We start from the raw sequence: 17,926 nt of genomic DNA, 5'->3' as shown, positions 1-17,926 counted from the left end.
TATGGATTGCATGACCCATGACCCATGTATTCAAACGCACACCCCGACTACTGCCATTGCTGGTGTGCCTGGGCGCAGGCAGCGTGCAGGCGGCTACCGAAGTGGCCGCCCCGGCATTGCAGCAATGGTCCACCAGCAAGGCCCAGGCCCTGAGTTACTTGCCGAATGGCACCGGGGACGAACGCCTGGCCGTCAGCAAGCGTGAGGGTGTGTTGCTGCTCGACAAACAGGGCAAAACCCTGAGCCGGGTACCGGGGGCTTTTGCCGGGCTGGACAGCCGTGCACTGGGGGATCAGGTCCTGGTAGCCAGTCACGACAAGGACAGGCAGCAAGTGGCGCTGTTCAGCCTCGACCCCAAGAGCCATCAATGGCAACCCCCGACGTACTTGCCCGCCCGTGACTATGGGGTTGAAGGGGTGTGCCTGTACCAGGATGACGCACGCAATATCTACCTGTTCACCGTGGGCGAAGAAGGCAAGGGCGAGCAGTGGCTGGTAGCTGCCGACAGCCAGCGCTTGCCCGCGCCAAGGCTGGTGCGCAGCCTGCCGTTGCCGCCACAGGCGAAGTTTTGTCAGGTGGACGATGGCGCGCAGAACCTGTTCGTCAACGAAGAAAATGTCGGCTGGTGGGCTTACCCGGCGCACGCAGAAGCCGATGTTGAGCGCGTACCCGTGGCGATGGTCGAGCCCTTCGGCAATGTGAAGAAAAGTGCAGGGGCCATGGCGCTGGTACCGGGCGGGATGCTCGGTCTTGACCCGCAAGCGGCGCAGTTGAATCTGTATCAGCAGCAGGGCAAACGCTGGTCGCCTGTAGCCAGCCTGGCGCTGAACGGGATGATTGAGCCTGAACACCTGGCCCTGCGCCAGACGCCCCAGGGTCTGCAACTGCTGGTGCAGGACGGCGCCAGCAGCAAATTGTACGAAGGCGCACTGGCCTGGAAAGCCACACCGGCCAGCCGGCCCCCTGTGCTGGTCAGCGTAAAATCTGCGGTGCAAACCGAGGTGGTGATGAGTCAGGGCGATGCGGCGGATGACCCGGCGATCTGGGTTCACCCGCAAACACCGGCCCTCAGCCGTGTGCTGGGCACCAATAAGCAGCAGGGCCTTGAGGTGTACGACCTGCAGGGCAAGCGTGTGCAGCATCTGCCGGTCGGGCGGCTGAATAACGTCGATGTGCGCCCGGGCTTCGAGCTGGGCGGGCGCACCGTGGATCTGGCCGTGGCGACCAATCGCGATCACAACAGCCTGAGCGTGTTCAGCATCGACCGCGCCACTGGCACCTTGCAGGAGGCGGGCGAGATCGCTACGCCGGTTTCGGACATCTACGGCCTGTGCCTGTTCAAGGCGCCCTCGGGGGAAATCTACAGCTTTGCCAACGACAAGGACGGCACCTTTGTGCAGCACCGTCTGGTCGCCAGAGGCAACACGGTCGAGGGCGAACTGGTGCGCCAGTTCAAGGTGCAAACCCAGCCCGAAGGTTGCGTGGCGGACGACCGTAATCAACGGCTGTTCCTCGGTGAAGAAGATGTGGCGGTGTGGGCGGTGGATGCCCGTCCCGATCAGCCGGCAACGCTCACCAGCGTGATCAGGGTGGGTGAGCAGGTGCATGACGACATCGAGGGGATGGGCCTGTATCAGACCGAAAAAGACAACTACCTGGTGATCTCCAGCCAGGGCAACGACAGCTATGTGGTGGTGGATGCCGAGCCGCCTTACGCCCTGCGTGGCGCCTTTCGGGTTGGGGTGAATGCTGTAGCGGGCATCGATGGCGCGTCGGAAACCGATGGCCTGGATGTGACGTCCGCCAACCTCGGAGGCCCCTGGAGCAAAGGCATGCTGGTGGTGCAGGACGGCCGCAAACGCATGCCCGAGCAAGCCCAGAACTTCAAGTACATCCCCTGGAGCGATGTGGCCAATGCGTTGCACTTGCCATAACCCGGTCATCTGAATGCTTTTCAATCCTTCAATCGCGGATCAATGGAGTAACAACATGCACGCAACCATGGAACACATGACGATCTGGGGCCTGATCAGCGACGCGAGTCTGCTGGTCAAAGGTGTAATGCTGACCCTCTTGCTGGCCTCGCTGTTGAGCTGGTTTCTGATTGTGCGGCGTAGCGCCATTTTGCGTCGCAGCGAGCGCGACATGGACAGCTTTGCGCAACGGCTAAGGGCTCAGGGTGAGCTGAATGCGCTGTACCGCGAAAGCCGCGATGTCAGCCATGAAGATGCGGGCGCCGAGCAGGTATTTGTCGCCGCTTACACGGAGTACGCCCAACTCAGGCAGCAGCCCGCCGTGGATGCCGAAGGGGTGATGCAAGGGGTTGAGCGTGCGTTGTATGTGGCCATCAGCGAGCAGGAAATCCGCCTGGAAAAAGGCCTGCAGTTTTTGGCGACCGTTGGCTCGGTGAGCCCCTACATCGGGCTGTTTGGCACCGTGTGGGGGATCATGAATTCCTTTATCGGCCTGTCGCAGGTGCAACAGGCGACGTTGTCCACCGTGGCCCCCGGCATTGCCGAAGCCCTGATCGCCACGGCCATCGGCCTGTTTGCAGCCATTCCGGCGGTGATTGCCTATAACCGCTTCTCGGCCCGTGGCCAGACCCTGCTGACCCGTTATTACAGCCTGGGCAACGAAGTGCAGATGCGCTTGTACCGCAGCTTGCATGCCGGTTCGCGGAACATGTCCGCCGTCGCTTGAAAGGGAGTTTGAACATGCTTGCTCGACCACAGCGCAAACACGGGCCCAAGGCCGAAATGAACGTGGTGCCTTACATCGATGTGATGCTGGTGCTGCTGGTGATTTTTATGGTGACCGCGCCCATGTTGACCCAGGGGGTAAAAATCGAACTGCCCAAAGTCGCCAGCGAAGCCCTGGTCAATGACAGCCAGCAAAAAATCCTCACGCTGTCAGTCAAGGCCGAGGGCGGTTACTACTGGAATCTGGGCAGTGAACTGGACACCAAAAACCAGACCGACAGTGCCGTCAGTCTTGAAGAGCTGCAAGCCAAGATCGGTCAGGTGGTGGCGCAAAACAGCGACACCCAGGTGTATATCCGTGCCGACAACGAAGCGGGTTACGGCAGCGTGGTCAAGGCGATGGCGGCCCTGCAGCAAGGTGGCGTGAGCAACCTGGGGCTGGTGACCGAGGCGCCGCAATGAGTGCCGCGTTGATGCATGGCGCGCTGGCGCCCGCTCCGCCGTTGCCCTGGACCCGGCTGTGGCACAACAGCCAGGCCGTGGTGGTGAGTGTTGCCCTGCACAGCGCCGTGGTGGCTTTTCTGGTGCTGGGCTGGAGCATGGAGCAATCATTGCCGGAACCCGCCCCGTCGACCCTGAAAACCCGGCTGGTGATGCTGCCCGCCGAAATGCCTGCGGCACCACCTGCGCCCGAGCCGCTGCCGGTGGTAGCCCCTGCGCCGGTGGTTGAGGCAAAACCCGAGGTGGTAAAGCCTAAAGTGGACCCGCAGTTACAGGCGCGCAAACTGGAACAGGCGGCGCTTGCGCGCAAACGTGTGGAGGAGCAGAAACAGGCGCAAGTGGAACAACAAAAAGCCGCGCAGGTTGAGGTTCAGCGCCAGCGAGCGCTGGCCGAAGCGTCGGAGCAGCAGGCCCGTGTGGCAGCAGATAACGCCAGGCGAGCGCAACAGGCGGCAGCGGCATCGGATGTGCGCCAATACCTGCCCATCAGCAAGCAAGCCCCGGATTACCCGCAGCGGGCACTGGACAAGGGCATTGAGGGTGATTGCACGGTCGAGTATTCGGTGACCCCGCAAGGCAAGGTCGACAACCCCAAAGTGGTGGGCAACTGCCATCCCGCGTTTATCCGACCGTCACTGGTGGCGGCGGCGACATTCCGTTATCAACCGCGGTTGATTGATGGTCAGGCCGTGACCGTACCGGGGGTGCGCAATACCTTTCACTACAAGATCCAGTAACGTGTGCAGGAAGTATTCGTAGCAGCTGCCGAAGGAACGAGGCTGCGTCCGGCGGCGAAGCCGTCGTAAAGTCGGACTCATCCTTGTGTCAGGCAGACCTGATGTTTCGGGTTTGCGATTGCTTCGCAATCGGACGCAGCCTCGTTCCTTCGGCAGCTGCTACAAGGTTACCTACCCTGGGCCTTGACAGGCATCAAGGCCCATCGCTTGTTCCTGGCCTATGCTCCACGGGTTTTCCAGCACAAGGAACTGGCCATGAATGCACCTGCAACCACCCCCACGCCTGCTACGGCAAAAGCCAAACTGCCCATAGGCCTGGTGATTGCGGTCCTGGTGATGATCGGCATTTTGCTGCTGCCATTGCCCGCCGACTTGCCGGTGGCCGGCCATCGCATGCTGGCGATTCTGGCGTTTGCCGTGGTGGTGTGGATCACCGAAGCGGTGTCGTACGAAGCCAGCGCCATCATGATCACGTCCTTGATGGCGTTTTTGATCGGCATGGCGCCCACCCTGGCAGACCCCTCAAAGCTCTACGGCACATCGGCCGGTATCACCATGGCCCTGACCGGTTTTTCCAATGCCGCCCTGGCGTTGGTAGCGGGCGCGTTGTTTATCGCCGCAGCCATGACCCATACCGGCCTGGACCGGCGCATTGCCCTGGTGACGCTGTCGCGCATCGGCACCAGCACCCGGCGCATTCTGTTGGGCGCGATTGCGGTCACCATTCTGCTCAGCCTGGTGGTGCCCAGCGCCACGGCCCGCAGTGCATGCGTGGTACCGATCATGATGGGGGTGATCCTGGCGTTTGGTGTGGACAAGCGCTCCAACATTGCGGCCGGGATCATGATTGTCGTGGCCCAGGGCACCAGTATCTGGAACGTGGGGATTCAAACGGCCGCCGCGCAAAACCTGCTGACCGTGGGGTTTATGGACAAAATGCTGGGCGCCCGGGTGAACTGGCTCGACTGGCTGATCGCCGGTGCGCCGTGGGCCATCATCATGTCGGCAGTGTTGCTGTTTGTGGTGCTTAAACTGCTGCCACCGGAAAGCGACAGCATTCCCGGCGGCAAGGAGGCGGTCGAACAATCACTGGCAGAGCTGGGCCCAATGACCGGGCCGCAAAAGCGCCTGATGGGGGTCTCGATTGCATTGCTGCTGGCCTGGGCCACCGAGGGCAAACTGCACAGTTTTGATACTACGTCGACCACCTACGCCGGCCTGGTGTTTTTGCTGTTGCCGCGATTTGGTGTCATGACCTGGAAGGATGTGCAGTCACGTATTCCGTGGGGCACTGTGATCGTATTCGGGGTCGGGATCAGCCTGGGGACCGCGCTGCTGACCACCCAGGCCGGGCAATGGCTGGGCACGCAGGTGGTGGCGAACACCGGTCTGGATCAGGTCGGTCCGGTGGGGATTTTTGCAATCTTGGGGGCTTTCCTGATCCTCATTCACCTGGGGTTTGCCAGTGCTACAGCGTTGACCTCGGCGCTATTGCCGATCTTGATCGCCGTGCTGCAAACCTTACCGGGTGAATTCAACCGCCTGGGCATGACCATGTTGCTGGGCTTTGTGGTCAGCTACGGGTTTATCCTGCCGATCAACGCGCCGCAAAACATGGTGTGCCTGGGCACCCAGACCTTCACGGCCAAGCAGTTTGCCAAGGTCGGTTTGATAGTGACGGCGGTGGGGTACTTGCTGATGCTGCTGTTTGCCGCAACGTACTGGAGCTGGTTGGGCTGGATGTAAGTGTGTGGGAGCGGGCTTGCTCGCGATGGGATCAACGCGGTTCAGCTGACGAATCGCGTCGCCTGAATCGCGAGCAAGCCCGCTCCCACAAGATCAGCTGCCGCTTTCGCTGCGCCCGCCGCTGCTGACTTCAGCCGGTACGTCTTCACCCGCCATGCGTTTGCGGAACAACGAGGTCCGGGCCAGAAGCAGGGTGGTCACCGGAACCGTGATGGACAGCAGGATCGGCATCAGCCAGGCATGCAAGACCGGGGTCGATTTAAGTGCGGAGAAGTACAGGATCGATGCCAGTGCAACACCCCATGCGCCAATGGTCGAAGCCAGAGCGGGTGGGTGCATGCGCTGGAAAAACTCCTTGAGGCGCAGCAGCCCGATGGCCCCGCACAAGGCAAACAGACTGCTGAGTACCAGCAGCAGGGCCACCGGTATTTCGATCCAGAGCGACAACTCGCTGACGCTATTCATTCGATCACCTCGCCACGCAGCAGGAATTTGGCCAGCGCAAAAGAGCCGACAAAGCCAAACAGGGCAATCAGCAGCGCGCCTTCAAAGTAAGTGTCACTGGCATAACGGATGCCCAGCACCAGCATCATCAACATGGCCAGGATGTACAGGTAGTCCAGTGCCAGAACCCGGTCCTGGGCCGACGGGCCCTTGAACAGGCGGATCACGGTCAGGACCATTGCCAGGCTGAAGATAAACAGGCTGAGCAGGATGGCATTGGAGAGCAGGGCACTCATTCAAAGATCTCCATCAATGGGCGTTCGTAGGCCGTCTTGAAGTGCTCGATAAACTGCGCTTCGTCCTCCAGGTCGAACACGTGCAGCAACAGCACGCTGCGATCCAGCGCCAGTTCCGACCAGATGGTGCCGGGCACTACGGTGGTGATCATCGACAAGGCCGCCAGGCCGTTGGCATCACGCAGATCCAGAGGGATTTTCACAAACCGCGAGCGTGGCGGTTGTTTGCCAGCCCGCAGTACGCCCCAGGCCACGGCAATGTTGGACAGCACCACATCGCGGCCCACCAGAAAGAACAGCTTGATGATCACCCGTGGGTGACGAATGCGCACAGGCAACGGTCGCAACGGCGCGAACATCAGTGGCGCCAGAATGGCCAGCGCGGCCCCCAGCAGCAGATTGCCAGCACTCAGGGACAGGTTGAGCAGCAGCCACAGCGCCAACAGCGCCAGGGACAGCCAGGGAGCAGGGAACAGACGCTTCATGGTTGTACCTCCTGTGCTGCCGCCTTGGCTTGCGGGCTTGGCACCGGACGGGTGCCGATCACGGCCATCACGTAACGCTCCGGGTTGTTCAGGGTGTCGGCGGCGGCCTGGGTATAACGCATGACCGGCTCGGCCTTGAACGTCAGCACAACACACAGCCCGAGCAGCAACACGATGGGCAGGCACTCGATGCGGCGCAGTATCGGTGACTCACGCTCAAGGGGCGTCCAGAAGCGCTGGATACCCATGCGCGAAAAGGCAATCAATGACGCCAGCCCCGAGAGAATCAACAACGCCAGCAGGCTCCAGGCCGCCGTCGAAATGGGCGCATCCGATGAGTTGCCCAGGCCCAGGGGGTTGAGCAGGGCGTTGAGCAAGCCGAGTTTGCCGATAAACCCGGACAGCGGCGGCATGCCGATAATCAGCAGGGCGCAGGCAATGAAACTCAGCCCCAAGAAGGCCATGGTCCAGGGGATGATCTGGCCGACAACGACTTTTTGCTCATCGTCCAGGTTACTGCCGCGCGGCGGCGGGGTGGCGGTCAGGCTCGGTTGTGGTTCGGCATCGTCTTCGAGGACCAGATCGGCCGAGGAGCGCGAACGCTCGATCAGCTCGGCCAGCAGGAACAGCGCACTCAGGGCCAGGGTGGAGCTGATCAGATAGAACAACGCGGCGGCGGTCAGGTTGGGCTGGGCGAAACCCACGGCCGACAACAGGATACCGGCAGAAACCAGGATGCTCAGGCTGGCCATGCGCTCCAGTCGCTGGGCGGCGAGGATGGCAATGGCTGCGCAGACAATGGTCGCCATGCCGCCGTAGATCAGCCAGTCGCCTGCAAAGTACGCCGAGGCTCCGGCCTGCCCGGAAAACAGCAGGGTCCACAAGCGCAATACGGTGTAGATCCCGACTTTGGTCATGATTGCGAACAGGGCTGCCACCGGCGCACTGGCCGAGGAATAAGCAGGCACCAGCCAGAAATTCAGCGGCCACATGCCCGCCTTGGCCAAAAAGGCCACAGCCAGAATGGCAGCGCCCGCATGCAGCAATCCGCGATCCGCTTCAGGCACCAGGGGAATCTTCAGCGCCAGATCGGCCATGTTCAACGTGCCGGTGACGCCATAGATCAAGGCCGCGCCGATCAGGAACAGGGAAGAAGCCAGCAAGTTGATCGAGATGTAATGCAGCCCCGCAGACACCCGGGTTTTGCCCGAGCCGTGGAGCATCAAGCCGTACGAAGCGGCCAGCAGCACTTCGAAAAATACGAACAGGTTGAACAGGTCGGCGGTCAGGAAGGCCCCGTACAGGCCCATCAGCTGGATCTGGAACAGCGCGTGGAAACTGGCTCCTGCGCGGTCCCAGCGGGCCATGGCGAACAGCAGGGCGCTGATGGCGATGATGCCGGTCAGCACCAGCATCAAGGCGCTCAAGTGATCAACCACCAGGGCTATCCCGAAGGGCACTTCCCAGTTGCTGGGCAGGTAAACGCCAATCGAAGCTGGAATGGCTTGCTGGCGGGTCCAAAGCAACAACATCACGGAGATGCCCAGGCCGAGCAGGGTCGAGATCAGATTGATCCGTGCCTTGAGCGGTCGGTGTTTCTCGCCCAGCATCAGCATGCAGGCTGCGGTGAGCAGTGGCAGCAAAATGGGGGCGACGATCAGGTGCGGCATCAAATTCATTCTTTAGGCTCCCGGCCATCTACGTGGTCGGTACCGGTTAGGCCCCGAGAGGCCAGCAAGACCACCAGAAACAGCGCGGTCATGGCGAAACTGATGACGATAGCGGTCAGCACCAGAGCCTGGGGCAATGGGTCTGTGTAGTTGAGCAAGTCCTGAGGGACGCCGTTCTTGATCACCGGCTCCTTGCCGATAAACAGGCTGCCCATGCTGAAGATGAACAGGTTGACACCGTAGGACAGCAGGCACAGGCCCATGACCACCTGGAAGGTTCGCGGACGCAGAACCAGCCAGGTGCCCGATGCGGCCAATACTCCGATAGCAATGGCGATGACTTCTTCCATCAGGCGGCTCCTTCTTTGGTGGCAAGCGCGGATTGAAGGGCAGGCAGCGGGGCAAGCTGATTGCTCGGGCGATGGGCCCGTACGGACTGGTGAGCCAGTGCCGTGAGGATCAGCAGGGTTGCGCCGACGACGACCGCATACACGCCGATATCGAAGAACAGGGCGCTGGCCACATGGATATCGCCCAACAGCGGCACGCTGAAATGGAAGGTGTGGGTGGTCAGGAACGGGTAGCCCAAGGGAATTGCGCCCAGCCCGGTCAATGTTGCAAACAACAGCCCGGTGCCCATCCAGCGCAACGGCCGCAGGCTCATCTGTGCCTCGACCCACTGTGTGCCGGCAACCATGTATTGCAGGATAAACGCCACCGACATCACCAGACCTGCGACGAAGCCGCCGCCCGGCTGGTTATGACCGCGCATGAACAGGTACATGGACACCACAAAGGCAATCGGCAGCAGCAAGCGCACCAGCACGGCCGGCACCATCATAAAGCCCAATGCGGTATCGCTGGCGCTACGCGGGTTGACCAGGTCAGTCATCACGTCCTTGGCCAGTAGTCGCTGCTGGGCAGGTAGCTGCATGCTTTCCTTGGAGGGGCGGAAGCGACGCAGCAGGGCAAACACGGTCAGCGCAACGGCGGCCAGAACAGTGATTTCACCCAGGGTGTCGAAGCCCCGGAAATCCACCAGCATCACATTCACCACATTGCTGCCGCCGCCTTCCGGCAATGCCCGGCTGAGGTAGAACGAAGAAATGTCGTTGGGGGTCTGGCGTGTCAGCATCGCGTAAGACAGCAACGCCATGCCGCCACCCACTGCCGTGGAGAGCAGCAAGTCGCGCAAACGACGGATCTGCGCCTTGCGCAAAGTACCCGGCAGTGGCGAGACCTCTTCGATACGCCGTGGCAGCCAGCGCAGGCCAAGCAGGATCAGCACGGTGGTCACGACTTCGACCACCAGTTGGGTCAAGGCCAGGTCCGGCGCCGAGAACCATACAAAGGTGACGCAGGTCATCAGGCCGCACACGCTGACCATCGTCAGGGCTGCAAGACGGTGGTACTTGGCTTGCCAGGCGGCGCCGAGTGCGCAGGCAATCGCCAGCAGCCACAGGGTGATAAAGACAATCGAGCCCGGTATTTTCGGTCGATCGCCCCAGCTCAGGCCGCTGTAGAACATCGGGATCAGCCCGGCGATAACGGCAACCAGAATCAACAGGAACAGCTGGGTTTGCAGGCGCTGGGTGCTGATGCGTCGTTCAAGCCGGCGCGCGCCGCGCATGATCACCACCAGGCTGCGCTCGAAGAAGCGTTTGCCATTGAAGTACTTGATCAGCGGCGGGTACGGGAAACGATCGAGCTTGAGCTGTTTGCGCAACAGCACATACAGCAGGATACCGCCGGACATGGCGATCAGGCTCATGATCATCGGCGCATTGAGCCCGTGCCAGATGGCCAGGCTGTACTCGGGTAACTCGCCGCCCACGACCGGCTGTGCAGCGGCGGCGAGCAGCGGGCCGACGGTTTGTGCCGGGAAAATCCCCACCATCAGGCAGGTGAACACCAGCAGCTCGACCGGGGCGCGCATCCAGCGTGGAGGCTCGTGCGGGGTGTGTGGCAGGTTGGTCGCAGGCGGGCCGAAGAACACATCCACGGTAAAGCGAAGGGCGTAGGCCACGCTGAACGTGCCGGCGATGGTCGCAATGACTGGCAGGGCTATTTCAACCCAGGCCGTGGAATTGATGAACACGGTTTCGGCAAAGAACATTTCTTTGGACAGGAACCCGTTCAGCAGCGGCACCCCGGCCATCGAGGCACTGGCCACCATGGCCAGGGTCGCGGTGTAGGGCATGAGCTTGAACAGGCCGCTGAGCTTGCGAATGTCCCGTGTGCCGCTCTCGTGGTCAATGATCCCGGCAGCCATGAACAGAGACGCTTTGAACGTTGCATGGTTGAGGATGTGAAACACCGCAGCCACGGCGGCCAGCGGGCTGTTGAGGCCCAGCAGCAGGGTAATCAGCCCCAGGTGGCTGATGGTCGAATAGGCCAGCAGGCCTTTAAGGTCATTTTGAAACATCGCGCAGTAAGCGCCCAGCACCAGGGTGCAGGCACCGGCGCCGCTGACAATCCAGAACCATTCTTCGCTGCCCGACAGGGAAGGCCAGAGACGAGCCAGGAGAAAGACCCCGGCCTTGACCATCGTTGCCGAGTGCAGATAAGCCGATACAGGGGTTGGCGCCGCCATCGCATGGGGCAGCCAGAAGTGAAACGGGAATTGCGCACTCTTGCTCAGGGCGCCGATCAGGATGAGGGGTAGCAGGATTGGATACAGGCTGTGGGCGCGGATCTTGTCGCCCGCCGCGAGCACGGCATCCAGATCATAGCTGCCGACGACATGGCCAAGCAGCATGACCCCCGCCAGCAGACACAACCCCCCGGCGCCCGTGACCATCAGCGCCATATAAGCGCCGCGTCGGGCATCCGAGCGGTGGTGCCAATAACCAATCAGCAAGAATGAAAAGAGGCTGGTGAGCTCCCAGAAAAACACGATCTGAATCAGATTGCCCGACAGTACCAGGCCGAGCATGGCCCCCATAAACGCCAGGAAAAACGCAAAGAAGCGCGGAACCGGGTCTTCGGGGGACATGTAATAACGGGCGTACAGCGACACCAGCGTGCCGATGCCAAGCACCAGAATCGAGAACAGCCAGGCGAATCCGTCCAGGCGCAGGACAAAATTCAAGCCGAGACTGGGCAGCCACATGAACTCTTCACGAATGACGCCACCATGGGCGATTTGTGGATAGAGCATGGCTACTTGAACAGTGCCGATCAAAGCAATAAGACCGGCCAGCAGTGATTCACTGTTACGTGCGTTGTGCGGCAAAACAGCCGCCAGACAGCTGCCGACGAAGGGCAGAAGCAGTAGAACTATCAGGGACATAGGCTTCTAATCTGCAGGAGTTTGTAAGCGATCATACGTGGCGAGTTGCAGATCACCAACAGTGAACCTGTGGCTGAATCCTACAAAGTCTGTCGATAACCGGTTGGGTTTCCTACAGTTCTCTCCTCGTGTAAGCGCTTCTAAGTAAAAAATCGTACTGCGTCTTAGGCTTGCAGTTTTAATCGCAGGCTTGGTCGCCTTGCTTTTGCTCAAGCTCTTCGAGCTTCTTACCCTTTGTTTTTAACTCACTCACGATCACCGCTGCAACAATCAATGCCGCGCCAAGCAGCGCAATGCCGGGCAAGCGCTCACCTGCAAGACGCCCCGCAATGCCAGCCCAGACCGGTTCACCTGCATAGATAAGAGTGGCGCGGGTAGGCGAAACGCTTTTCTGGGCCCAATTCATCGCGACCTGAATCGCCGCACTGGCAGCGCCCAAGCCAACCGCACTGGCTAACAATAGCCATGAAAAGTCAGGAATGGCTTCTTGTGTCGGCACAATCATCAAAAACGCCAGAATTGACGCCGTGCTGAGCTGAACGACGGTTACCCGGCGAACATCGACTTTGCCTGCGTAAGCACTGATCAGAATGATCTCGGCAGCGATGGCAATGGCGCTGATCAGTGTGGCGATCTCCCCGGGGCTGAAATCCAGGGACGCGCCGCTTGGGCCGGACAACAACATCAGCCCGGTAAAGGCCAGCATGATCCCCAGGCTCGGCATCAAACCGGGCCTGCGTCCCAGCACCAGCCACTGCAACAGCGGTACAAAGGGTACGTAAAGCGCGGTAATGAAGGCGGACTGGCTACTTGGGATGGTCTGCAGGCCAATGGTTTGCAAGCCGTAGCCGAGCATGATCGAGACACCGATAAACATGCCCGCCTTGAGCTCGAACAGCGTAATGCCGCGCAGGCTGCGAATGGAAAAAAGAGCGACAATGCCGGCCGCCGCGGCAAAGCGCAGCCCCACAAAAAACATAGGCCCGCTCGCTGTCAGTGCATGCTGCACCAACAGAAAGGTGATGCCCCACACCATCGTAATCAGAATCAGCACGCATTCCGCTTTACTGAAGCGAGAGGTCAAAGGCAGCAATCGGGTAAATTTCATTGGCGTCGCAACCTTGCGTGCTACAGGAATGGAGACGCACAATGCGTCAAAGCTGGGCAGTATACTGCGCAGTCCCACAAGGTGAGCAATATAGTGCCCAAAGAAAATTCACAACGTGCGTCGGTTTTGCAGCACGTCAGTCAGAACGTACGGCGCCTTAGATTGCTGGCGCACCTTAGCCAGAGCACCTTGGCCGAACTGTCCGGTGTGAGTCGGCGAATGCTGGTGGCTATAGAGGCTGGCGAAAAGAACGTCAGCCTGAGCACCCTTGACCGAGTTGCAGAGGCATTGAACGTAGCCTTCAGTGATTTGATCCAGGCCCCGGGCTCACCTGACCCGAGTCGCATCAACGAAGTGGCCTGGACGGGTGCGAAGGCGGGGAGCAAAGCCGTCCTGCTGTCCAAAGCCACCGCCACCCGCGAAGTCGAGTTGTGGGAATGGACCCTGGAGCCGGGAGAGGAATACCACTCCCAGGCAGATGCCGAAGGCTGGAGCGAGCAGCTCTACGTATTCGAAGGTTGTTTGACCCTGGTCATGGACGAACAGGTACTGCGATTTAGCGCGGGAGAGTTCTATATGTACGCCAGCAACCGACCCCATGCCTACCGTAACGAAGGCGAGGGGACATTGCGGTTTGTACGCAATGTCGTGATCTGAAAACCCGTGGCAGAAAAATAACTAAAAATTATTAGAATTCAGGGGGTTGCCAGCTTCAGCCTTCTAGTACATAATGCGCGCCATCAGCCCGGGGCAACTACCTGAAGTGCTGAAGAATCAAATGGTTGTAGCGACAAGTCGCAGTAACAAACTCTTGTTTTTGATGTTTCTCGCGAAGCTTCAAGCACAATTGGCCGAATAGCAAAATGGTTATGCAGCGGATTGCAAATCCGCCCACGCCGGTTCGATTCCGGCTTCGGCCTCCACATTCGAAAGCCCCGTAGATCAAGGTCTACGGGGTTTTTTATTGGGCGCAGGAAAGTGAAGTGTTCCATTACTTTGGGCATGGTGTTCCATAACTAATTCACTTTGTGGGCTTGGCGATGGCTCCGACACGCCTGTAAACCCGCTCCGTAATCCCTTCTTTTGAGTGCCCGAGAAGTGCGCTCGCCTCCGAAATATCTGCAATTTCCGACGCGGCTTTTGGCCGGATGTCTCGAAATTGAAATTGCATGATCCGCTTTGCGTCCTCTTCTGATCCCGATGCTCTTGCCCTGTCTGCGGCAAGCAAGCGAGTGGCGTCCCAGCGGTTGCGCATCATTTGCCAGGAAACCCGCGCACCGCTTTTGCTGAGAATGAAATAAGGCGAGGTGTGAGAAGCATTGCGCTGCATGATTTGGTCAAGCAACAGCCCGAGACTGCTGCGGCCGATACTGGTGTTCAAGTGAATGCGCAGGCGCTTGCCGGTCTTGCCTTGGCGTACCAGCAGAAAATCCCCCATCATATCGTCGCGGCGCATCGCCAAAACATCTGCCGGGCGTTGCCCTGTCAGATAGGCCAAGTCCATTGCGTCCTGAACTTCTTGTGGTGCGCAGCCATACACGGCTGCCCACACGTCGTCATTGGCGTAATAGTCCCTTGGCTTCTCTTTGTTCTTGCGAACACCAAGGCACGGATTCTCCTGTCGAGTTAATCCCCACTCCCTGGCAATGTTGAATACATGCGAGAGCAAAGCGAGTTCTCTATTGGCTCGAGTCTTCGCAGATCGGGCATCGCGGTATTGGGCGACCATAGACGGCGATATCGCATCAATAGGGGCATCATCAAATACCGCTCTCAGTTGGCGAAGTTCGGCGGCATTGTCTTTTTGCGTCCTTGGGGCCTTCTTTGGAATGATGTCTCTGGCGTATCGATCAAATATCCCTCTCATTACAAGCAGGCCTAAAGGTTTTTCTTTCGACTCCAGTTCGGCCCACTTCATACGGGCCTGGTTAATATCCTTACCCAGCGGAATGTCATGGCCCGTTGCATCGCGGTAATAGTAAGCCGTCCACACTTTCCCGTTTTTACGCAGGCGCGTGCGCTGATACATCCTTGGCGGCAGGTGTTGGTTTTCGGTTTTGCGAGGGCGCATTTCAACTTACTCGGGAAAAGTCAGGGGTCCAGGCAGGGGCTGGTGGTGGCTGGGTTGCCAGCGTTGGCGACATGACTCCGAGCTTCATGCGGGCGAACATCCGGCCAACTAGAGGGCGGCCACCGCGACTTTCGATAAAGACCCAGTTCCGAGACTTGAGCCATTGGCGCTGGTAGCCCCGGTGTTTGTAGCCTGTGAGGTCGGCCAGCTCTTCTTCTGAGAGGATTTCAGTTTCCATGGGGGTGTCTCCATGCCGCCGCGCTGGGCGGCAGAAGGTGAGTTATTAGAGTTTTTGTTTACTGATAAGCTCTGAGGCGGCCACGAGTGCGCTTCCAGCTTTCGCTGCTGATACTTCGCCACTGGTGAGCGCCTTGCTTAGGCAGTCGGTGACTAATTCCAGCGCCGATACCAGCTCTTCGGTATTTGAAGCTGAGCCCCGTCCCATGTCCCAAAACATCTGAGCCCAATGACCCTCCGGTGGCGGACATCGGTCTTGCGTCGCAGAGGTCGCGCTTGTAGGCATTGTCGCCGTCGATGCTCAGGCCGCGTCGGCGCAGGGCACTGACTACTTCGTTGTCATCGAGCCCCTGATCCTTGAGGATGATGTCTTCCTCGGGCTTGCCTGGGGTGTAGATCACCAGTGCTATCTTGGCGCCGGGCAGGCAGTGAGCGCTGATATTTACGAGTGCATCATTCGCTACCTGATGGAATCGCTGAAGGATTGCAGACATGGGAATACCTCGCCCGCCGATCGCTGGCAGGCTTATAGAATTTTGGTAGTGGAAACCTAAGAGCGACTAAATGGTTAGTTCGTGACCGAACGGAACGCGAAACCCTGAAGCGTTGCGGTGACCGCCGCCTCCGTACTGGCTGGCGATTTCCGAAACGTCCATTCCTTCGTCAGTGCTGCGCAGACTGAACACTCGCCCGGTCGGCGTATCCCAATAACAGGCTGCGAATGGTTCGCCCTGCGCCATCAAGTGACCGGCGTCGCTGGTCAATGTGTACGGCAGGGATGCAACCGGCACGTTGATGCCTCCGATCACCAATCGCCGCTTCGTCACACCCACCAGCTCTGCGACATCCTTGTAGTGCTTGCGCTCAATTGCGGCTCCATCGGATACCAGGGTGAGAACGTCAGCGGCCATCAACTGATCCCACACCTCAAAGTCGTAGGGGTAACTGAACAGGTTTGCTTGGATTTCTCGCGTGCCTTCAAGCTTGAACAGCCAAAGGTCACGGTCCTCGATGTGCCGAAGTAGCTGGGGAGGCTCTTGGTCGGGGAAGTAGTGGTCCCATGCGAGCATTGCCCACTTCGGTTCATATCGAAACAGCAGGCGATCGATGGACCGTTTTGGGAGTTTGCCATGGTGTGCGCTGTTCTCCAGCCGAGCAATGGAGTGCCGTCATCGCGACGAGTATCTTCTTCAATGCCTGCGTGGAATTGCTCAAAGCGCCCCAGGTCTTCTGCAGCGCTTTTGTGATGGTCGAGCACGATTATGCTCTTCGCCCTCCATGCCAGCTCCGCCAGTACGTCGTACTTGTAGCTGAAGTCGACGAGAACAACGTCTTTGCCAGCTACATCCGGCGGTTCTTGGCCGTAGACGCCAGGCACAAACTCGACATTGGCGCCAAGGGCTTTGCGTACAACCCAAGCAGCACCAAAACCATCAGCGCAGTTGCCGTGATAGATGCATAGGGTCTTCGATTTATTTTCAGGCATGACTTCGTCCTTGCCGCTCTAGCGGCTGACTTTGAATTGAAGGGAGGGCGAACTGGCAGGGCTAGTAATGTGAATGTATTTTGTTATGTTGGATGGCTACACATATAAGGAATGTATCACCATGAGTTACAGAATATTTTCGGTGCTCGGAGGCTTTTTTTTAATGTCGGTATTGACGGCATGTAACCAGCCTCAGCCTGTTGGCGGTGCAACTGAATCCCAAGCACTTAAAGCAGACTTGCCCCAAAAAAACGAGTCGAAAGAAACCAGTAAAAAGTTTGTCGCAAGAGGTAATGAGCCGTTCTGAACGATCAAAGCCAATGAAGAGACATTGACTTGGATAACGCCTGAAAACTTACAGGGTAGGCAGCTAAAAGTTGACAAGGTTATTTCTGCAGATAACGTTAAATACATCGGTGTAGACGGTAATAATGACTTTAGTTTGCTCATCATCCAAGCACCCTGCGTCGACACGATGTCGGGTGAAGTCTTCGACTTCGAATCTGTTTGGACTCATGGCTGGGAAAGGAATGTGGGCTGCGCTGCAAGTGGTAGTTGAGCGATAAACGTCGGCAAAACAGGCGTTTAAGCGCTTCTAGGAAGCGCAAGCTTGAGTAGTTTGATCGCCGGTAGTCATGCGCTCAAGCAGCGCAGTAGCTTTGCCGTGTTGCATGCTTTGCAGCCTGAATATTTTGAACTGTATGCTCATGGGTTATGAGCGGCAGGAAAAGTCCAGTAAGGAGTTTCTCCAGTTTCAGCGCTACATGCTCCTCAAGATCGGTAATTTTGCCTTTTGAGCTAAGTGATCGGTGGATTTTTCCGTTGGGGATTTCTAGTGCGACAAGAAATCCATCAATGAAACCGTCAATGTACCCGTCTAGTCGCTCACATTGAGTAAGACGTGCCAGCCCTCCTGGGGCTCCTTGATAGTCCCAGGAGACCTCAAACTGTCCGCCGATTTTTTTATCTTTATGCAGTTAAAAGGGTCTGAAAGGGAACTCATACTTTATTCTCCATAACAACGCATTGTAGTGGTCAACTCATCCCGGACACGGTTTTGAGTTTTTCTTCCGTTTTCGCTGGGGCCAATCCATCGTTAAATTGATGAGGTCGGATCCAGTTGTAGTGATGCATCAGGTACTGGCTAATATCTC

18 protein-coding genes, 1 tRNA gene and 1 pseudogene are annotated in these 17,926 nt (G+C 58.6%); 9 read left to right on the top strand and 11 right to left on the bottom strand.

Annotation, left to right across the window (positions count from 1 at the left end):
* The first annotated feature begins 17 nt into the window (after positions 1-17).
* From AC19YQ_RS22210 to AC19YQ_RS22190, 5 genes are all read left to right on the top strand, one after another.
* Positions 18-1,934: a phytase gene (locus AC19YQ_RS22210; protein ID WP_500595966.1), complete on the top strand. Its 1,917-nt coding sequence runs from the start codon at positions 18-20 to the stop codon at positions 1,932-1,934.
* Between the two features lie 55 nt (positions 1,935-1,989).
* Complete coding sequence (gene tolQ, locus AC19YQ_RS22205) at positions 1,990-2,700, top strand: protein TolQ (protein WP_500595965.1); 711 nt, start codon at positions 1,990-1,992, stop codon at positions 2,698-2,700.
* 14 nt (positions 2,701-2,714) lie between these two features.
* A complete protein-coding gene (tolR, locus tag AC19YQ_RS22200) occupies positions 2,715-3,161 on the top strand; it encodes a protein TolR (RefSeq protein ID WP_095024529.1) in 447 nt (148 codons plus the stop codon).
* A complete protein-coding gene (locus tag AC19YQ_RS22195; RefSeq protein ID WP_500595964.1) occupies positions 3,158-3,937 on the top strand; it encodes an energy transducer TonB in 780 nt (259 codons plus the stop codon). Before tolR ends, AC19YQ_RS22195 begins: the two co-directional genes overlap by 4 nt.
* Before the next feature lie 255 nt (positions 3,938-4,192).
* Entirely contained in the window at positions 4,193-5,683 is a 1,491-nt protein-coding gene (locus AC19YQ_RS22190; RefSeq protein WP_133079386.1) for a DASS family sodium-coupled anion symporter, read from the top strand.
* Between the two features lie 93 nt (positions 5,684-5,776).
* Here the strand turns inward: AC19YQ_RS22190 and AC19YQ_RS22185 are convergent, their stop codons facing one another.
* The 7 genes from AC19YQ_RS22185 to AC19YQ_RS22155 all read right to left on the bottom strand — a co-directional run bounded on the left by AC19YQ_RS22185 (position 5,777) and on the right by AC19YQ_RS22155 (position 12,978).
* A complete protein-coding gene (locus tag AC19YQ_RS22185; protein WP_169917127.1) occupies positions 5,777-6,148 on the bottom strand; it encodes a Na+/H+ antiporter subunit G in 372 nt (123 codons plus the stop codon).
* The gene (locus AC19YQ_RS22180; protein ID WP_016780538.1) at positions 6,145-6,423 is read right to left on the bottom strand and encodes a K+/H+ antiporter subunit F; all 279 of its coding nucleotides are present in this window, start codon (positions 6,421-6,423) and stop codon (positions 6,145-6,147) included. The genes AC19YQ_RS22185 and AC19YQ_RS22180 overlap by 4 nt, the downstream gene beginning before the upstream one ends.
* Positions 6,420-6,908 carry a Na+/H+ antiporter subunit E gene (locus tag AC19YQ_RS22175; protein WP_095024533.1) on the bottom strand — a complete coding sequence of 163 codons (489 nt, stop codon included), beginning with the start codon at positions 6,906-6,908 and terminating at the stop codon, positions 6,420-6,422. The genes AC19YQ_RS22180 and AC19YQ_RS22175 overlap by 4 nt, the downstream gene beginning before the upstream one ends.
* Entirely contained in the window at positions 6,905-8,587 is a 1,683-nt protein-coding gene (locus AC19YQ_RS22170; protein ID WP_095024534.1) for a monovalent cation/H+ antiporter subunit D, read from the bottom strand. The genes AC19YQ_RS22175 and AC19YQ_RS22170 overlap by 4 nt, the downstream gene beginning before the upstream one ends.
* Complete coding sequence (locus AC19YQ_RS22165) at positions 8,584-8,928, bottom strand: Na+/H+ antiporter subunit C (RefSeq protein WP_019829081.1); 345 nt, start codon at positions 8,926-8,928, stop codon at positions 8,584-8,586. Before AC19YQ_RS22165 ends, AC19YQ_RS22170 begins: the two co-directional genes overlap by 4 nt.
* A complete protein-coding gene (locus AC19YQ_RS22160) occupies positions 8,928-11,870 on the bottom strand; it encodes a monovalent cation/H+ antiporter subunit A (RefSeq protein ID WP_095024535.1) in 2,943 nt (980 codons plus the stop codon). Before AC19YQ_RS22160 ends, AC19YQ_RS22165 begins: the two co-directional genes overlap by 1 nt.
* A 178-nt stretch (positions 11,871-12,048) precedes the next feature.
* The gene (locus AC19YQ_RS22155) at positions 12,049-12,978 is read right to left on the bottom strand and encodes a DMT family transporter (RefSeq protein ID WP_257622808.1); all 930 of its coding nucleotides are present in this window, start codon (positions 12,976-12,978) and stop codon (positions 12,049-12,051) included.
* 93 nt (positions 12,979-13,071) lie between these two features.
* On the opposite strand from AC19YQ_RS22155, the gene AC19YQ_RS22150 reads away from it, so the two are divergent.
* Positions 13,072-13,635 (top strand): helix-turn-helix domain-containing protein, encoded by a 564-nt coding sequence (locus AC19YQ_RS22150; protein ID WP_133079383.1) that lies wholly within the window; start codon positions 13,072-13,074, stop codon positions 13,633-13,635.
* A gap of 192 nt (positions 13,636-13,827) precedes the next feature.
* Positions 13,828-13,901, top strand: a tRNA-Cys gene (locus AC19YQ_RS22145).
* Positions 13,902-13,999: 98 nt separating this feature from the next.
* Here the strand turns inward: AC19YQ_RS22145 and AC19YQ_RS22140 are convergent.
* The 4 genes and pseudogenes from AC19YQ_RS22140 to AC19YQ_RS22125 all read right to left on the bottom strand — a co-directional run bounded on the left by AC19YQ_RS22140 (position 14,000) and on the right by AC19YQ_RS22125 (position 16,356).
* The gene (locus AC19YQ_RS22140) at positions 14,000-15,049 is read right to left on the bottom strand and encodes a tyrosine-type recombinase/integrase (RefSeq protein WP_500595963.1); all 1,050 of its coding nucleotides are present in this window, start codon (positions 15,047-15,049) and stop codon (positions 14,000-14,002) included.
* Position 15,050: 1 nt separating this feature from the next.
* Positions 15,051-15,287 carry a DUF4224 domain-containing protein gene (locus AC19YQ_RS22135; protein WP_500595962.1) on the bottom strand — a complete coding sequence of 79 codons (237 nt, stop codon included), beginning with the start codon at positions 15,285-15,287 and terminating at the stop codon, positions 15,051-15,053.
* Between the two features lie 45 nt (positions 15,288-15,332).
* A pseudogene (locus AC19YQ_RS22130) lies at positions 15,333-15,780 on the bottom strand (hypothetical protein).
* Positions 15,781-15,846: 66 nt separating this feature from the next.
* Complete coding sequence (locus AC19YQ_RS22125) at positions 15,847-16,356, bottom strand: hypothetical protein (protein ID WP_500595961.1); 510 nt, start codon at positions 16,354-16,356, stop codon at positions 15,847-15,849.
* 65 nt (positions 16,357-16,421) lie between these two features.
* On the opposite strand from AC19YQ_RS22125, the gene AC19YQ_RS22120 reads away from it, so the two are divergent.
* Entirely contained in the window at positions 16,422-16,748 is a 327-nt protein-coding gene (locus tag AC19YQ_RS22120; RefSeq protein WP_500595960.1) for a hypothetical protein, read from the top strand.
* Between the two features lie 145 nt (positions 16,749-16,893).
* Positions 16,894-17,079 carry a hypothetical protein gene (locus tag AC19YQ_RS22115; RefSeq protein WP_500595959.1) on the top strand — a complete coding sequence of 62 codons (186 nt, stop codon included), beginning with the start codon at positions 16,894-16,896 and terminating at the stop codon, positions 17,077-17,079.
* Positions 17,080-17,926 lie beyond the last annotated feature (847 nt).

The organism is Pseudomonas sp. MF06569 (genome assembly GCF_059862735.1).
This window is presented reverse-complemented; position numbering and strand designations above follow the sequence as displayed.

Bases quoted from the DNA above. Each gene is read 5' to 3' on its own strand.
- AC19YQ_RS22210 (WP_500595966.1), top strand. From the start codon at position 18: ATGACCCATGTATTCAAACGCACACCCCGACTACTGCCATTGCTGGTG.
- tolQ (WP_500595965.1), top strand. From the start codon at position 1,990: ATGCACGCAACCATGGAACACATGACGATCTGGGGCCTGATCAGCGAC.
- tolR (WP_095024529.1), top strand. From the start codon at position 2,715: ATGCTTGCTCGACCACAGCGCAAACACGGGCCCAAGGCCGAAATGAAC.
- AC19YQ_RS22195 (WP_500595964.1), top strand. From the start codon at position 3,158: ATGAGTGCCGCGTTGATGCATGGCGCGCTGGCGCCCGCTCCGCCGTTG.
- AC19YQ_RS22190 (WP_133079386.1), top strand. From the start codon at position 4,193: ATGAATGCACCTGCAACCACCCCCACGCCTGCTACGGCAAAAGCCAAA.
- AC19YQ_RS22185 (WP_169917127.1), bottom strand. From the start codon at position 6,148: ATGAATAGCGTCAGCGAGTTGTCGCTCTGGATCGAAATACCGGTGGCC.
- AC19YQ_RS22180 (WP_016780538.1), bottom strand. From the start codon at position 6,423: ATGAGTGCCCTGCTCTCCAATGCCATCCTGCTCAGCCTGTTTATCTTC.
- AC19YQ_RS22175 (WP_095024533.1), bottom strand. From the start codon at position 6,908: ATGAAGCGTCTGTTCCCTGCTCCCTGGCTGTCCCTGGCGCTGTTGGCG.
- AC19YQ_RS22170 (WP_095024534.1), bottom strand. From the start codon at position 8,587: ATGAATTTGATGCCGCACCTGATCGTCGCCCCCATTTTGCTGCCACTG.
- AC19YQ_RS22165 (WP_019829081.1), bottom strand. From the start codon at position 8,928: ATGGAAGAAGTCATCGCCATTGCTATCGGAGTATTGGCCGCATCGGGC.
- AC19YQ_RS22160 (WP_095024535.1), bottom strand. From the start codon at position 11,870: ATGTCCCTGATAGTTCTACTGCTTCTGCCCTTCGTCGGCAGCTGTCTG.
- AC19YQ_RS22155 (WP_257622808.1), bottom strand. From the start codon at position 12,978: ATGAAATTTACCCGATTGCTGCCTTTGACCTCTCGCTTCAGTAAAGCG.
- AC19YQ_RS22140 (WP_500595963.1), bottom strand. From the start codon at position 15,049: ATGCGCCCTCGCAAAACCGAAAACCAACACCTGCCGCCAAGGATGTAT.
- AC19YQ_RS22135 (WP_500595962.1), bottom strand. From the start codon at position 15,287: ATGGAAACTGAAATCCTCTCAGAAGAAGAGCTGGCCGACCTCACAGGC.
- AC19YQ_RS22125 (WP_500595961.1), bottom strand. From the start codon at position 16,356: ATGCTCGCATGGGACCACTACTTCCCCGACCAAGAGCCTCCCCAGCTA.
- AC19YQ_RS22115 (WP_500595959.1), top strand. From the start codon at position 16,894: ATGAGTTACAGAATATTTTCGGTGCTCGGAGGCTTTTTTTTAATGTCG.